The sequence below is a fragment of the Pseudomonas sp. S44 genome, from assembly GCF_016624805.1.
Classification (GTDB): domain Bacteria; phylum Pseudomonadota; class Gammaproteobacteria; order Pseudomonadales; family Pseudomonadaceae; genus Aquipseudomonas; species Aquipseudomonas machongensis.
Window position 1 is genome coordinate 125,220 of the sequence record NZ_JACVTY010000006.1, and the last position, 15,913, is coordinate 141,132.

The window sequence follows — 15,913 nt, forward strand, 5'->3', positions numbered from 1 at the left end:
GAATGAAAAACCGGCGCCTTGAGCGCCGGTTTTTTTATGACTGTGGAAAAGTATCGGCCTCTTCGCGGGCAAGTCGGAGCGCCGAACCGCCGCTCCCACAGATACAGCGCAGCCTTGAAGACTATGAGACCCCTGTGGGAGCGGGTTTACCCGCGAAAAGGCCGGCACAGAAGCTCCAACGCTTACTGAATCTGCTCCGGCGTCACGATCACCCAGTTCTTGTCCGCCGTCACCGGCAGCCCTTCCTTCGCTTGCGCCGCCGCATGCTTGGCGATCATTCCGTTCAGCTGTTCCATGTACTTGGCCTTGCGATTTATCCACAGGTGGATACCGCCCTTGCCCACGTCGACCCCATGGAACTGCATGTAGCCGTCGCTGGTTGGCGTATCGCCGCCTACCAGCACTGGCCGCTTCCACTCATCGATGTAAGTCAGGATGGCCGCCTGCTTGCCGGCCATCCAGGTGGCCGGGGTCCACAGGTAGGGCGTCAACTCCAGGCCCTCGTTGGCCTTGGCATCGTAGTGGCCTTCGCTGATCTGCTTGCGCGCCGTGGTCAGCTTGCCGCTGGCGCGGTCCTTGAGCAGCAGGCTGACGCCGATCACGTTCTGCGGCTTGACGTTGTAGCCGTACTTGGGATCGGACGCGACCATGCGCACCAGTTCCTCGGACGCGGCCGAGATCACATAGACCTCGATGCCGTTCTCCATCAGCTTGTTGTACAGCTCGGCCTGGCCGGTGAAGACCTTCGGCGGCTGCACCTCGATGGTCTTGACCTGATCACCTTCGAAGTAGGTGCTGGGGACAGGCTTGTTCGAGGCCATCAGCTCATCGACCTGAACCTTCAGTTCCTTGAGCGTGAAACCGGAGAACACCTGCGCCACCCAGGGGTAGCAGACCATGTCATCGATTTCGCACAGGCGATAGTAGTAGCTGAACAGGCTCTCCTTGTGCTCGGCGGTATCCTTGAACGGGATCAGCTTCAACGAAGGGTCGAGCTTGTCGCGAGTCAGCAGGCCTTTGTTCTCCATGAACGGCAGCAGCGCTTCCTCGAGGTCGTAGCGATAGCTGGTGTTGTCCATGTCGAAGACCGCGTAGTTACCCTTGTGGGCATTGGCAGCGATCATCGTGTCGAGCTGTTTGGCGGCCTCGGCGGGCCAGTGCTTGAGTTCGGTTGCCGCCCAGGTGGTGGCGCTGAGCAGCAGGGCGAGACCGCCCGCGAGAAGTTTCGGAGCAGACATCATGTGCGTTCTCCAGAGACATGGCCGCTGAAGCCTAGACCGCCTGCATGACAGGCAGACGTCTGGCACCGACCTCGAGAGAGCCCGAAACGGCATGTTCATTGCCAACTGCGACAGCGCGTTATTCCATTAGCGACTATCTAAATTACCTTTAGATATAAATTCGTTTCTTTTCAGACTGTTAGCATTTCCGTTCGCAATCGCTCACAGAGGCGATCCCTATTTTTGCTTCACGGAGCTTCGATGAACCTGCCGCTTTCCCTCAACCTGCTGGCGTTCCTGGCCCTGCTGCTGGGCCTGGCGCAAACCCGCCGTACCGACTGGAGCCTGGCGAAAAAAGTGCTGCTTGGCCTGGTGCTGGGCGTCCTGTTCGGGCTGGTGCTGCACAGCCTGTACGGCGCTGGCCATCCGGTGCTCAGGGCAACCATCGCCTGGCTCGACCTGGTCGGCAACGGCTATGTCGGCTTGCTGCAGATGATCGTCATGCCGCTGATCTTTGCCTCGATCCTCAGCGCGGTGGCACGCCTGCACAATGCCTCGGCCCTTGGCCGAATCAGCGTGCTGAGCATCGGCACGCTGCTGCTGACCACAGCCATCGCCGCACTGATCGGCATCGCCCTGACCAACCTGTTCGGCCTCAGCGCCGAGGGCCTGGTCGCAGGCGTCCAGGAAACCGCACGCCTGCAAGCCATCAACAGCGACTACGCAGGCAAGGTCGCCGATCTCAACATCCCGCAACTGCTGCTGTCGTTCATCCCCAGCAACCCGGTGGGCGACCTGGCCCGGGCCAAACCGACCTCGATCATCAGCGTAGTGATCTTCGCCGTGTTCGTGGGCCTTGCAGCCCTGCAACTGATCAAGGACGACAAGGACAAGGGCGAGCGCGCGCTGTCGGCGATCGACGTGCTGCAGGCCTGGGTCATGCGTCTGGTGCGCCTGGTGATGAAGCTCACGCCTTATGGCGTCCTGGCGCTGATGACCAAGGTGGTGGCCAGCTCGAACCTTGATGACATCCTCAAGCTGGGCAGCTTCGTGGTGGTGTCGTACATCGGCCTGGGTCTGATGTTCGTGGTGCACGGGGTGATCCTGGCGATCACTGGCGTCAGCCCGCTGCGCTTCTTCCGCAAAGTCTGGCCGGTGCTGACCTTTGCCTTCACCAGCCGCTCCAGCGCCGCCAGCATCCCGCTTAACATCGAGGCGCAGACTCGCCGCCTGGGCGTACCGCAGTCGATCGCCAGCTTCAGCGCATCGTTCGGCGCAACCATCGGCCAGAACGGCTGCGCCGGCCTGTATCCGGCAATGCTGGCGGTCATGGTGGCGCCGGCCGTGGGCATCGACACCTTTGATCCGCTGTGGATCGCAACCCTGGTGGCCATCGTCACCCTGAGCTCGGCGGGGGTTGCCGGGGTCGGTGGCGGCGCGACCTTCGCCGCGCTGATCGTGCTGCCGGCCATGGGCCTGCCGGTCGAGCTGGTGGCGCTGCTGATCTCGGTCGAGCCGCTGATCGACATGGGCCGTACTGCATTGAACGTGAACGGCTCGATGACTGCCGGCGTGGTGACCAGTCAACTGCTCAAGCAGACCGACCAGCAAGTGCTGGCCGGAGACGAGCATGCCGAGCTGAGTCACTCCTGAGCAACACTTGCCCTGTGGGAGCGGACGAACCCGCTTCCACAGGAAAAGCTCTAGGGTCTGTCTGAAATGTGTCTGCGCGAAGGCCAGACAAGGCGAAACGGGGGGAGGAAGCGCAGTGTACTGGAGTACATGAGCCTTCCGAGCCCCGTTTCAACGCAGTATGGGCGAGTGCAGATACATTTCAGACAGAGCCTAACGCTTGTCCCACACCTCGAAGTGGTAGACCGGCTTGCCTTCCTCGACCTGCCGCTCGGTCGATGCCAGCGCCCACTGCGCCGCGTCGAACGCCGGGAACCAGGCATCCCCTTCAGGCGCCAGCTCCACACGCGTCAGGTACATCCGGCTTACCAGCCCCTTCTCCAGCGCCTGCCCGTAGAGCTGCGCGCCGCCGATCAGCATCAGCTCACCAACCCCCTGCTCGCGCGCCCACTGCTCGGCACGCACCACCGCTGCGTCCAGCGAGGCGAACACCTCGGCGCCCGCCAGCGTCAACCCGGGCTGGCGGCTGACGACGATGTTCAAGCGCCCCGGCAGTGGTCGCCCGAGCGAATCCCAGGTCTTGCGCCCCATGATGATCGGCTTGCCCAGGGTGGTGGCCTTGAAGTACTTGAAGTCCCCCGGCAGGTGCCAGGGCATGGAGTTGTCGATGCCGATCACGCGGTTCTCGGCGAGTGCCGCGATCAGACTGAGGGGAAGTGATGTGTTCATGACGGCGAGGATAGCACTCGGCACGTGGGTTATGCTTGGGCCTCGACCCGTGCAATGGAAGACCTTGTGACTGCACCGACCGAACTGGACAAACGCTGGCTCACCGAAGCGGTGCGGCTGCGTGAAGAACATGCCGGCCCCCTGGAAGACCAGGAAGCCAACCGTCGCGCGCGCCAGCAGGGCGGCGACCTGGCGGCACGCATCGAGCACCGCGCCCTGTGGCTGGCCGAGCGCGACGGCATGACCCAGGCCTTGCGCCATTGGAAGCAGGGTGCACGCCTGGCCCTGCTGGCCCTGATGATCGTCGCCGTGCTCAGCGGCGCCGGCCTCGGCCTTGCGGCGCTGGGTGACGGCCAACGCCCGGTGAATGTGTTCTGGGCGCTGGGCAGCCTGCTGGGCCTGAACCTGGTGTTGCTGGTCGGCTGGGCCCTGGGCTTCTTCTTCGCAGGTGAGCAGGGCGCAACCCTGGGCCGCCTCTGGCTGTGGCTCAGCGAACGCTTCGCCCGAGATGCCAAGGCCGTGCACCTGGCCCCCGCCCTGCTGGTGCTGCTGCAGCGCAAGCGCCTCAATCGCTGGCTGCTCGGCCTGCTGGTACATGGCCTGTGGCTGCTGGCGATGAGCGCGGCGCTGGGCATGCTGCTGGCGCTGCTGGCGACCCGGCGCTACGGCTTTGTCTGGGAGACCACCCTGCTCGCGGCCGAACCCTTCATCGCCCTGACCAACGCCCTCGGCGCCCTGCCCTCGCTGCTGGGCTTCAGCATTCCCGACGAGAGCATGATCCGCGCCAGCGGCGCGACCCTGCCGAGCCTGGACATCGCCCGCCAGGCCTGGGCCAGTTGGCTGCTCGGCGTGGTGCTGGTGTACGGCCTGCTGCCCCGCCTGCTGCTGGCGACCCTGTGCCTGTGGCGCTGGCGCCAGGGCCGCAGGCAACTGGCCCTGGATCTCAGCCTGCCAGGCCATGCACAACTGCGTGACGCGCTGATGCCGCGCAGCGAGCGCATCGGTGTACAGGACGCCGCCCCCGAGCACCTGCCACAGTTCGAGGCCGGCCAACTGGAAACTGGCAGCAGCGGCGCCCTGCTGGTAGGCCTGGAGCTGGATGACCAGCGCGCCTGGCCGCCCACGCTGCCGCGCACGGTGACCAACGCAGGCGTGCTCGACAGCCGCGAATCACGCAACAAACTGCTCGAACAACTCAGCCGCTTCCCACCGGCGCGCCTGGCCATCGCCTGCGACCCGCGCCGCTCGCCTGACCGTGGCAGCCTGGCGTTGCTCGCCGAGCTCGCGCGCAACGCAGGCGCCACGCGCATCTGGTTGCTCCAGGCCCTGCCCGGCCAGGCACTCGACGCCGCTCGCCTGGGCGACTGGCACGAAGCCCTCGACCGCCTTGGCCTGCACCACGCCGACACCTCGCCCCTGACCTGGCTGGAGCATGGCCATGACTGATCCGCTCAAGCTGGCCGTGGTCGGCCATACCAACGTCGGCAAGACCTCGCTGCTGCGCACCCTCACCCGCGATGTCGGCTTTGGTGAGGTTTCCCATCGCCCCAGCACCACCCGCCATGTCGAAGGCGCGCGGCTGTCGGTGGACGGCGAGCCCTTGCTCGAGCTCTACGACACCCCCGGCCTGGAAGACGCCATTGCCCTGCTCGACTATCTGGAGCGCCTGGAACGCCCCGGTGAACGCCTTGACGGCCCGGCCCGCCTGGAGCGCTTTCTCCAGGGTAGCGAGGCGCGCCAGCGCTTCGAGCAGGAAGCCAAGGTGCTGCGTCAGTTACAGGCGAGCAATGCCGGTCTCTATGTGATCGATGCACGCGAGCCGGTACTGGCCAAGTACCGCGACGAGCTGGAGGTACTCGCCGGCTGCGGCAAGCCGCTGCTGCCCGTGCTCAACTTCGTCGCCAGCAGCCAGCACCGCGAGCCAGAATGGCGCGAAGCCCTGGCCCGCCTGGGGCTGCACGCGCTGGTGCGGTTCGACAGCGTGGCCCCGCCCGAGGACGGCGAGCGACGCCTCTACGAGAGCCTCGCCCTGCTGCTGGAGACATCGCGCCCCGCCTTGCAGCGCTTGATCGACGACCAGCAGGCCCAGCGCCTGGCCCGCCAGCACAGCGGCAAACGCCTGATCGCTGAGCTGCTGCTGGACTGCGCCGCCTGTCGGCGCAGCGTCGAGGCAGAGCCTGCCGCTGAAGCCAAGGCCATCGAGGCGCTGCGTCAGGATGTTCGACAACGTGAGCAGCGCTGTGTCGAGGCGCTGCTCAAGCTCTATGCCTTCCGTCGTGAAGACGCCAATGCCGGCGACCTGCCGTTGCTGGACGGTCGCTGGGGCGATGACCTGTTCAACCCCGAGACCCTGAAGCTGCTGGGCGTACGCCTGGGCAGCGGTGTCGCCGCCGGAGCCGCGGCCGGTGCGGGTGTCGATCTGCTGGTCGGTGGCCTGACCCTCGGCGCTGCCGCGCTGGCGGGTGCCATTGCCGGAGGCGCCCTACAAACCGCCCGCAATTATGGATCGCGGTTGCTGGGCAAACTCAAGGGCCAGCGTGAACTGACCGTGGATGACAGCGTGCTGCGTCTGCTGGCGCTGCGGCAACAGCAACTGATGCTGGCGCTGGACAGCCGTGGCCATGCAGCACAGGAGAGGGTGCGGCTGGGCGAGCTGGATGAAAAGGCCTGGCGCGAGGGCAGATTGCCGGAGGCGTTGAGCAAGGCGCGGGCGCATCCGCAGTGGTCCACGCTCAATCCGGGCGCACGGTTGAACCAGGCCGAGCGCCTGGAGCAGCTCGAGGCGTTGGTGTCACAGATCTGAGGCTCTCCGTGTAGAAGCGGCGGTTCGGCGCTCCGACTTGCCAGCGAACACCGGCAAAGCCGGTGTCATTCACCATCGCATCGCCTGCTTCGCGGGCAAGCCCGCTCCTACGCGCTAACGAGTGCACCAATCTCAGATCAAGGCCAACGCCTTCGCCTTCAGCACCGCCATATCCAGCACCGGCATCCCGACTTCCTTGGCCATCTCATCCCACTCACGCATGCGCAGGCTCACCGCAAACAGCGGATCACGCTCGAAGGCATCGGCCTCGGCATCGCTCATCACGCCCCCCTGGTAACCCAAGGTGCGCCGACTCGCCTCGCTCAGTCGTTCGCAGTATCCCGGCTTGCGCAAGGTCAGGTAGCGCTTGGCCTCGACGTGGAACTCCACCAAACGCGCCATGCGTTCGCCGAAGCCGCAACGGCGCAGGTACTCGGCGCCGATACGCTCATGGCTGACCACACCATAACCGCCCATGCTGGCGTCGCCGCCGCACAGGTGGCCGATATCGTGGAAGAACGCAGCGAGCACCACCTCGTCGTCGAAGCCCTCGGCCATGGCCAGTTGCGCAGCCTGGGACATGTGCTCGATCTGGGTGATGGCTTCGCCGATGTAGTCGTCGGCGCCGTGGCGTTCATACAAGGCGAAGGTGTTGTCGATGATCTGGGCTGGGGTCGGCATCGCGGTAGGGTCCTGGTGTGGTGAGGATAGACCTGCTGAATGTCGTTCGACTTACTGCGCCGCCTTCTCCGACTTGCCGTCGTAGCGCTTGCGCCACTCGGCCAGGATCTGGTCGCGGTGCTTCGACGCCCAGGCAAAGTCGTTCTTGATCAGGCGTTGCTCGTAGTCGGCAGGCAGCTCTGTCTGCGGCTTGGCAATCCCAGGCGCGGCGAGTACGGCGAAGTTCTCCTTGTACAGCTCCATGGCCGCAGGGCTCGCCGAGAAATCGGCCAGGCGTCGCGCGGCATCGGCCTTAGGCGTGCCCTTGATCACCGCGGTGGCCTCGATTTCCCAGCCGAGCCCTTCTTTGGGCAGCACGATGTCCAGCGGCGCGCCCTGGCGCTTGAGCTGTACGGCCGGGTACTCGAACGAGATGCCGATCGGGAACTCGCCCGCCGCCGCCAACTTGCAGGGCTTGGAGCCGGAATGAACGTACTGGCCGATGTTCTGGTGCAGGGCATCCATGTAGGCCCAGCCCTGCGGTTCGCCGAACGTCTGCAGCCAGGCGCTGACATCGAGGAAGCCGGTGCCGGAGGAGGCCGGGTTGGGCATGACGATCTTGCCCTTGTACTCAGGCTTGGTCAGGTCCTGCCAACTCACGGGCTTGCTCAGGCCCTGCTTCTCGGCCTCGATGGTGTTGAAGCAGATCGTCGCGGCCCACACGTCCATCCCCACCCAGGCTGGCGGGTTGGCGGCGTCGCGGTAATTGGGTGCGATCTTGCCCAGGTCTTTCGGCGCGTAGGCATCAAGCATGCCGTTCTGATCGAGAATGGCCAGGCTCGAAGCCGCCAGGCCCCACACCGCGTCAGCCTGCGGGCGATCCTTCTCGGCCAGCAGCTTGGCGGTGATGATGCCGGTGGAGTCACGCACCCATTTGATCTCGATATCCGGGTTGGCCTTCTCGAAGGCCTGCTTGTAGCTCTTGAGCTGCTCGGCTTCCAGGGCGGTGTAGACGGTCAGCTGGGTGTCGGCCGCCGAGACCTGCAGGCTGAACACGGCAGATACGGCAGCAACAAGGGCCAGTGGCTTGAACATGAGGCAGCTCCTTTGAGGTGGACAGTCGGATCAGGATTTGGGCGCGCGCTGGCGCCAGGCCTGGGAACGGCGCAACAGGCCGCGTGAAGCCCCCGCCAGCAGCAGCGAGGCCGTGGCACTGGTGAGCAGGATCAGGGTGGACATCGCCGCAGCACCGCCAACGTTACCGGCATCGTCCATGTTCAGCACGGCGACGGCGGCCAGGATCGTGTCGGGGCTGTAGAGGAAGATCGCTGCCGACACCGTGGTCATCCCGGAAACGAACAGGTAGCGCACGATATCCAGCAGTGCAGGCAGGCAGATCGGTACGGTGACGCGCAGGTAATGCCGGTGCAGCGGCGCCTTGAGCGACAGCGCAGCCGCCTCGAACTCACCATCGAGCTGGCGCAGCGCAGTGCTTGCGGTCATCTGGGCGGTGGTCAGGTAGTGGGCGATGGTGCATACCACCAGCAGCGCCATGCTGCCGTAGAAGACATGCAACGGGTTACCGGCGAGGTTGAAGAAGAACACGTAGCCCAGGCCCAGGACGAGCCCTGGCACCGCCATCGGCACGAAGCTGAGCAGGCGCAAGGCTTGGTTGAGCAGGCGCTGGCCTTGGGTTTTCTCCATCAGGTAGGTGCCGGTGAAGATCACCACACTGCCGATCACGGCGCAGCACAGGGCCATGGTCACGCTGTTGCGGTAGGCCAGCCAGCCGCCACCGGCGGTCTCGTCGAACAGGTAGTGCTTGAACGAAAGCGTCAGGTTATAGGGCCAGAAGGTCACCAGCGACGAATACACCGCCATGCCGATCACACCCAGCAGCGCCGCGCAGACCAGCACCACGATGGCCAGGAAGCAGGCATCGCGACGACGCGAAGGCTGGGGCTCGAATACCTGCGCGCGCCCGCTCATCGCCTCGCCCTGGCGGCGGCGCAGCCAGGCATCGACGCTGAAGCTGAGCAGCGCCGGCACCAGCAGGACCATGCCGATCAGGGCGCCACGGCCGAACTGCTGCTGGCCGACCACCGCCTTGTAGGCCTCCAGCGCCAGTACCTGATAGTCGCCACCGACCACCACCGGCACGCCAAAGTCAGTAATGGTCAGGGTGAACACCAGGCAGAACGCGGCGAACACCGCCTGGCGCGTGGCCGGCCAGGTAATGCTGCGAAACACCCGCCATGGTCCGGCGCCCATGCTCGAGGCTGCGTCGAACAGCCGTGCATCGGCCAGCGACAGCGCTGACAGCAGGATCATCAAGGCATGCGGGAAGGTGTAGATCGCTTCGCCAAGCACGATCCCCCAGAACCCGTAGATGTTGTCGCTCAGCAGCCCGCGCAGCAGGCCCTGGTTACCGAACAGGTAGACCAGCGCAATGGCCGGCAGCATCGACGGCGCCAGTAGCGGCAGCAGTGAAATCCCGCGCCATAGGCCCTTGGCCGGAATCAGCGTGCGTTGCAGGGCATAGGCGAACAAGTAGGCCAGTGGCACGACGATCAGCGCTACGCTGAAGGCCACCGCCAGGCTGTTGCCGAGCAGCCAGCGAAAGTTGTCGCTGGCAAACAGCTCGGCGGCCGCCTGCAGGCCACCGCCCTGGCCCGCCTCGCCGCTGAAACCACGCCAGAAGATGGCCAGCAGCGGCATCAGCACGGCCAGCAACAGCAGAAGCAACAGCAGGCTCTTGCCGCCGACGACGAACAATCGATCACCCAGGGCGACGCCACTGCGTGGTACGGCCTTGGCGGCGCTCACCGATACGCTCATGGACGCGGCCATCTCAGGCGAACACCTGCAGGCTCTGCGGTGGCAGGGCCACCCAGATATCCTGCGAGCCCAGGCGCGGCATGGCTTCGGGCGCCAGCTCCGCGAGCAACGCGTGCCCCGGCAAGGCCTTGAGCTCGAAGCTCATGCGGCAGCGGTTGCCAAGAAAGGTGAGCTCACGCACCTTGGCCGGGAACAGGTTCTCCTCGTGCACCACCGGGTTGACCGTGATCGCCTCCGGACGGCAGAACAGCCGGCCACTGCGCGCACTCACCGCCCCCGGCGCCAGGCGCATGCTCATGCTGCCCACCTGGGCGTGGCTGTCGTCATGGCGCTGGAACGGCAGCCAGTTGCCCTGGCCGACGAACTCGGCAACGAACGGTGTGGCAGGCCGGTCGTAGATATCCTGCGGAGAGGCGTACTGCTCGACCTGCCCGTTGTTCATCACCGCGATGCGGTCGGCCATCAGCATGGCCTCGTCCTGATTGTGGGTAACCATCAAGGTGGTGATGCCCAGCTTGCGCTGCAGTTGGCGCAGCTCGGTACACAAGTGCTCGCGCACCCGCGCATCCAGCGCCGACATCGGCTCGTCGAGCAACAGCACCGATGGCGATGGCGCCAAGGCACGAGCCAGGGCAACGCGCTGTTGCTGGCCACCGGAGAGCTGGCTGGGATATTTCTTTTCGCTACCGGCCAGGCCAACCAACTCGAGCATTTCGGCGACCCGCTGACGCGACTGCTCGCGGCTGCCGCCCGTCAGGCCATAGGCGATATTGGCCTCGACGGTGAGGTTGGGGAACAGGGCATAGGACTGGAACAGGATGCCGTAATCACGGGCCTGGGGCGGCAGCTCGGAGATATCCCGCTCACCGATGTACAGCGAGCCCCGGTCCTGGCGTTCGAGGCCGGCGATACAGCGCAGCAGGGTGGTCTTGCCGCAGCCGGAGGGGCCGAGCAGGCAGACCAGCTCGCCAGCGGCGATGTCCAGGGACACGTCGTTCAGCGCGGTGAACACGCCGAAACGCTTGTGGATACCGCGCACGTTCATGTGTGCGCCCGGGGTTGCGTGGTTCATGGCTGGGCCTCATCGAAGAGATGAGGGCCATGCTAGGAAGGCTGTGCGAAGGTTCTGTGGCGATCAGGGCAAAGTGGGTGATAGTGGCATTGGCGGATTTTGGTTGAGAGCCTGGGAACACGGACATGGCACCGCGGTGTCTGTTTCGCGGGCAAGCCACAGGAAATCTAGAACCGAGCCCCCGCCACTTCCTGCGCCACCCCGAGAAACGCCGCCGGCAAGCGCGCCTGGCGCCGCTCCTTCAGGCAATACAGGTACTCGTGCATCAGCGGCGCACCCTCCAGCGCCAGCACCCGCAGCTCCGGGGTCAGCGGCACTTCATGGCGGGCAATGACACTGATGCCGATATTGCGCAGCACCGCTTCGCGGATCGACTCGCGGCTGCCGATTTCCAGCAGCGCACCAGCCTTCACCCCGGCCTCCTGCATCATCTGCTCGGTCAGCTTGCGCGTGGTCGAACCCGGCTCGCGCATCAACAGGCAATGCCCGCAGAGGGCTTCGATGCCCACCGCCTGGCGCTGCGCCAGGGGATGGCTACGGTGCACGGCCACGACCAGCGGATCGCTGCCCAGCACCCGGCGCACAAGGCGCGCATCCTCGACCAACTGCGACGAGCCGGCGATATCCACCCGGTACTCCTCGAGCATCTCCAGCACCTGTTGCGAGTTGCCGATCTCCACCGCCACCTCGACCTGAGGCAGGCGTTCACGGAACACCTTCACCAGGTCGAGAATGTAATACGGCGCGGTAGCGGCGACACGCAGGCTGCCCTGGGCCTGGCCACTGTTGCGCAGTTCGAACTCGATGTCCGCTTCTTGCTGCAACAAGGCCTTGACCCGCGGCAGGAGCCTGGCGCCCTCCTCGCTCAGCACCAGGCGTCGGCCGCCCCGATAGAACAGCTCGACCGCGTACTGGCTCTCCAGGTTGCGGATCTGCGTGGTCACCGTGGGCTGGCTGAGCCCAAGCTTCTTCGCCGCCAGCGTGATGCTGCCCAGGCGGGCCACCATGTAGAAGGCTTTGAGCTCCGAACCGAGCATGGCACCTCGTTATTTGCGCAACAGGCGCAAGCCGTTGAACACCACCAGCAGACTCACGCCCATGTCGGCGAACACCGCCATCCACAGGGTGGCCATGCCGGCAAAGGTGATGGCCAGGAATATCGCCTTGACCCCCAGTGCCAGGACAATGTTCTGGATGAGAATCGTAGCGCTCTGGCGCGACAGCCTGACGAACGCCGGGATTTTGCGCAAGTCGTCGTCCATCAGCGCCACATCGGCAGTTTCGATGGCGGTATCGGTGCCGGCCGCCGCCATGGCGAAGCCAATCTCGGCGCGGGCCAGGGCCGGCGCGTCGTTGATGCCGTCACCGACCATGCCCACGCGGTGGCCTTGAGCGTAGAGATCTTCGATGGTCTTGAGCTTGTCGGCAGGCAGCAGGTTGCCCTCGGCACGATCGATACCCACCTGAGCGGCGATGGCCTGGGCGGTGTGCGGGTTGTCGCCGGTCAGCATGACGGTCTTGATCCCCAGCTCATGCAGCTCGGCGATGGCCTGGCGACTGCTGTCCTTCACGGTATCGGCCACGGCGAACAGCGCCAGCGGGCCGGAGCGATCGAGCAGCAACACCACGGTCTTGCCCTGGCGCTCAAGCACATCGAGCTCGGCCTCGAGTTCCGGCGAGCACAGGCCCAGCTCCTCGACCAGACGATGGTTGCCCAGGTGATAGGCCTGGCCGTCGATCTCGCCGCGCACCCCGCGCCCGGCCAGTGCTGCAAACTCCGCTACCTCTGCGAGGGCAATGCCCTGCTCCCGGGCATGTTGGGCGATTGCACGCGATACCGGGTGGTCGGAACGCTCGCCGAGGCTTGCAGCCAGCGCCTGGGCCCGACCTTCGAACAACGGCTCGAGCACCTTGAAGTCGGTCTGCACCGGCTTGCCGTGGGTGATGGTGCCGGTCTTGTCCAGGGCCAGGAAGTCCAGCTTGCGCCCGCCCTCGAGATAGACACCACCCTTGATCAGGATGCCCTTGCGCGCCGCGGCGGCAAGGCCGCTGACGATGGTCACCGGGGTCGAGATCACCAGCGCACATGGGCAGGCCACCACCAGCAGCACCAGGGCGCGGTAGACCCAGTCGAACCAGGCACCGGCCATGAACAGCGGCGGGATGATCGCCACGGCCAGGGCCACGGCGAACACGGCGGGGGTGTAGATGCGGGAGAACTGGTCGACGAAGCGCTGGGTCGGTGCTCGTGCGCCTTGCGCTTCTTCCACTGCCTTGATGATGCGCGCCAGGGTCGATTGCCCGGCTGCGGCGGTGACGCGGTACTCAAGCGCACCGGCCTGGTTGATGGTGCCTGCGAAGAGCTTGTCGCCCAGCGCCTTCTCGACAGGCAGGCTTTCGCCGGTGATCGGCGCCTGATCGACGCTCGATTGCCCGCTGACGACCTCGCCATCCAGGCCGATACGCTCGCCCGGGCGCACCCGCACTCGCGCACCGATGGCCACCTCGCGCACCTCGACCTCGCGCCACTGGCCATCCGCCTGCTGCACGGTGGCCATGTCTGGCGTCAGCTGCATCAGGCCGCTGATGGCGTTGCGCGCACGGTCCAGCGAGCGCGCCTCGATCAGTTCGGCGATGGTGAACAACACCATGACCATCGCCGCTTCCGGCCACTGGCCGATCAGCACGGCACCGGTCACGGCGATGCTCATCAGTGCGTTGATGTTCAGGTTACGGTTCTTGAGCGCAATCCAGCCCTTCTTGTAGGTGCCCAGACCGCAGCCGAGGATGGCGGCCAGTGCCAGCAGGGCCACCACCCACTCCGGCGCCAGTTCGGAGAAGTGCACGATTTCGGCGCCAATCGCCGCAAGACCCGACAACGCCAATGGCCACCACCGGGTCTTGTGGGCGGCAGGGGCATTGGCACTGCCATCATCGTCTGCAGCCAGCGGCTCGGCCTTCATGCCAAGGCTGTCGATGGCGCGCTCGATCTGCGCGGTGCCGTCGAGAGTGTGGCGCACGCCGAGAATGCGGTTGATCAGGTTGAATTCCAGCTGCTCGATACCAGCGAGCTTTCCCAGCTTGTCCTGGATCAGGGTCTGCTCGGTCGGGCAGTCCATCGCTTCGATGCGAAAACGGCTGAGACGCGCCTGGTCACTGGCCTTTTCGGTCAGTTGCACGAAGGCCGGCGCCGCTTTGCTGGCACAGCAGCTATGGGCCTGGGTGTCGTGGCAGGAAGACTTGGCGCCATGATCATGGCCGTGATCGTGGCCATGATCATGATCGTGCTTGTGGTCGTGACTGACAGGCTGGTTCATAGGTTCGCCCTGATGGAGAGTGCCCACTGACGGGGGGTTGTTGCCAAGTGAACACCCTGTAGCCACTATAGGGTCAAGCGATCCCAGGAGATTTCGTCATGAAGATCGGAGAACTGGCCAAGGCCACCGACTGCGCCGTGGAAACCATCCGCTACTACGAGCGCGAGCAATTGCTGCCCGAACCCGCCCGCACCGACGGCAACTACCGCCTGTACACCCAGGCCCATGTGGAGCGTCTGACCTTCATTCGCAACTGCCGAACCCTGGACATGACACTCGACGAAATCCGCAGCCTGCTGCGTCTGCGCGATACCCCCGAAGGTGCGTGCGGCAGCGTCAATGCGCTGATCGACGAGCATATCGAGCATGTACAGGCGAGGATCGACGGCTTGATGGCGCTGCAGACGCAGCTGGTGGAGTTACGCAGGCAGTGCAATGCGCAGGGGGATGAGTGCGCGATTTTGCAGCAGTTGGAGGTCAATGGCGCAGTGTCGGTGCCGGAGACCGAGCATTCGCATGTGGGGCGTAGCCACGGGCATTGAGGCCGGTAAAGACCTTCGCGGGCAAGTCGGAGCGTCGGTTCGGCGCTCCAACTTGCCCGCGAAAAGAACGACGCGGTTCTGAGTCAGACCGCCATCGGCGCCGTCATAGGCGCATGATGCTCATACCCTTCCAGCCAGAAATCACTCGGCTCGATCTTTTCCAGCCACTCAGGCTCATACACACCGGTCTCGGCAAACGCCGGCACACGGTCGCTGATCACCAGCTTCGGCGCCTCCAGCGGCTCGCGCTTGAGCTGCTCGTTGAGCATGTCCAGATGGTTCTCGTACACATGGGCATCGCCGATGAAGTAGGTGAACCAGCGCGGGGTGTAGCCGGTCAGGCGCCCGAACAGCGACAGCAGCGCCGCACCTTCGGTGAGGTTGAACGGCGTGCCCAGGCCCAGGTCGTTGGAGCGAATGTAGAGCGTGAGGGAGATTTCCTTCGTCTCGACATTGGGGTGGAACTGGTACAGCAGGTGGCAGGGCGGCAGCGCCATCTCGTCGAGCTGGGCGCAATTCCAGCCGTGGAACAGGATGCGTCGGCTGCCCGGGTCGTTGGCGATGGTGTCCAGGCACTGGCGCACCTGGTCGATGGCTTTGTAGAGGATGACGAATGCCTGGCCGTCTTCCTCGTCCTTGGCGATCTGGCGGAAACCGGCTTTTTCCGCCATTTCAATGGCGGCCGGGTTGCTCAGCGGGATGCGCTTGTAGCCTGGCCACTGGCGCCATTGCACGCCGTAGATCTCGCCGAGGTCGTCATGGCCCTGACGGAAGGGGTTGGCCAGCCATTGGGCATTCTCGTTGGCGTTCTGGTCCCAGACCTTGCAGCCAAGGTCGCGAAACTCGCCGGCATTCTTCACGCCGCGCAAGAAACCGACCATCTCGCCGATCGCCGACTTGAACGCCAGCTTGCGCGTGGTGATGGCCGGAAAACCCTTCTGCAGGTCGAAGCGCAACATGGCGCCCGGCAGGCTGATGGTGCGGATACCGGTGCGGTTGCCCTGCAGCGTGCCGTTCTCGATGACGTCGCGAACCAGGTCTAGATACTGTTTCATGGCCTACCTGTGGCAAGCACGGCAGGGGGATCGCCCCTGCCGTGG

General features: G+C 65.1%; 13 protein-coding genes. 4 read left to right on the plus strand and 9 right to left on the minus strand.

The window, feature by feature from the left end; genetic code table 11:
- Positions 1 to 182 precede the first annotated feature (182 nt).
- Positions 183 to 1,238, minus strand: a complete 1,056-nt coding sequence (locus IAE40_RS07435) for a haloacid dehalogenase-like hydrolase (RefSeq protein ID WP_200602949.1) — start codon at positions 1,236 to 1,238, stop codon at positions 183 to 185.
- A 243-nt stretch (positions 1,239 to 1,481) separates the two neighbouring features.
- On the opposite strand from IAE40_RS07435, the gene IAE40_RS07440 reads away from it, so the two are divergent.
- Positions 1,482 to 2,873 carry an L-cystine transporter gene (locus IAE40_RS07440; RefSeq protein WP_153773265.1) on the plus strand — a complete coding sequence of 464 codons (1,392 nt, stop codon included), beginning with the start codon at positions 1,482 to 1,484 and terminating at the stop codon, positions 2,871 to 2,873.
- 192 nt (positions 2,874 to 3,065) lie between these two features.
- Here IAE40_RS07440 and IAE40_RS07445 read toward each other — a convergent pair whose 3' ends face one another.
- On the minus strand, positions 3,066 to 3,581 hold the full coding sequence (locus IAE40_RS07445; RefSeq protein ID WP_197890476.1) for a dihydrofolate reductase: 516 nt from the start codon (positions 3,579 to 3,581) through the stop codon (positions 3,066 to 3,068).
- 54 nt (positions 3,582 to 3,635) lie between these two features.
- Here IAE40_RS07445 and IAE40_RS07450 point away from each other — a divergent pair, with 54 nt between their 5' ends.
- Entirely contained in the window at positions 3,636 to 5,027 is a 1,392-nt protein-coding gene (locus tag IAE40_RS07450; RefSeq protein WP_197890478.1) for a DUF2868 domain-containing protein, read from the plus strand.
- A complete protein-coding gene (locus tag IAE40_RS07455) occupies positions 5,020 to 6,384 on the plus strand; it encodes a GTPase/DUF3482 domain-containing protein (protein ID WP_200602936.1) in 1,365 nt (454 codons plus the stop codon). Before IAE40_RS07450 ends, IAE40_RS07455 begins: the two co-directional genes overlap by 8 nt.
- A 132-nt stretch (positions 6,385 to 6,516) precedes the next feature.
- Here IAE40_RS07455 and IAE40_RS07460 read toward each other — a convergent pair whose 3' ends face one another.
- From IAE40_RS07460 to IAE40_RS07485, 6 genes are all read right to left on the minus strand, one after another.
- Positions 6,517 to 7,065, minus strand: a complete 549-nt coding sequence (locus IAE40_RS07460) for a phosphonate degradation HD-domain oxygenase (RefSeq protein WP_200602937.1) — start codon at positions 7,063 to 7,065, stop codon at positions 6,517 to 6,519.
- A gap of 51 nt (positions 7,066 to 7,116) precedes the next feature.
- Positions 7,117 to 8,139, minus strand: coding sequence for a putative 2-aminoethylphosphonate ABC transporter substrate-binding protein (locus IAE40_RS07465; RefSeq protein ID WP_125931169.1), 1,023 nt, complete (start codon positions 8,137 to 8,139; stop codon positions 7,117 to 7,119).
- Between the two features lie 30 nt (positions 8,140 to 8,169).
- The gene (locus IAE40_RS07470; RefSeq protein ID WP_200602938.1) at positions 8,170 to 9,894 is read right to left on the minus strand and encodes a putative 2-aminoethylphosphonate ABC transporter permease subunit; all 1,725 of its coding nucleotides are present in this window, start codon (positions 9,892 to 9,894) and stop codon (positions 8,170 to 8,172) included.
- Position 9,895: 1 nt separating this feature from the next.
- The gene (locus IAE40_RS07475) at positions 9,896 to 10,954 is read right to left on the minus strand and encodes a putative 2-aminoethylphosphonate ABC transporter ATP-binding protein (protein ID WP_153774844.1); all 1,059 of its coding nucleotides are present in this window, start codon (positions 10,952 to 10,954) and stop codon (positions 9,896 to 9,898) included.
- Between the two features lie 167 nt (positions 10,955 to 11,121).
- Positions 11,122 to 11,991: a LysR family transcriptional regulator gene (locus IAE40_RS07480; protein WP_054891136.1), complete on the minus strand. Its 870-nt coding sequence runs from the start codon at positions 11,989 to 11,991 to the stop codon at positions 11,122 to 11,124.
- Positions 11,992 to 12,000: 9 nt separating this feature from the next.
- Positions 12,001 to 14,271 carry a heavy metal translocating P-type ATPase gene (locus IAE40_RS07485; RefSeq protein WP_200602939.1) on the minus strand — a complete coding sequence of 757 codons (2,271 nt, stop codon included), beginning with the start codon at positions 14,269 to 14,271 and terminating at the stop codon, positions 12,001 to 12,003.
- Positions 14,272 to 14,369: 98 nt separating this feature from the next.
- Here IAE40_RS07485 and cadR point away from each other — a divergent pair, with 98 nt between their 5' ends.
- Positions 14,370 to 14,813, plus strand: coding sequence for a cadmium resistance transcriptional regulator CadR (gene cadR, locus IAE40_RS07490; RefSeq protein ID WP_054891134.1), 444 nt, complete (start codon positions 14,370 to 14,372; stop codon positions 14,811 to 14,813).
- Positions 14,814 to 14,896: 83 nt separating this feature from the next.
- Here cadR and IAE40_RS07495 read toward each other — a convergent pair whose 3' ends face one another.
- A complete protein-coding gene (locus IAE40_RS07495) occupies positions 14,897 to 15,868 on the minus strand; it encodes a thymidylate synthase (RefSeq protein ID WP_153774841.1) in 972 nt (323 codons plus the stop codon).
- Between the last annotated feature and the right edge of the window lie 45 nt (positions 15,869 to 15,913).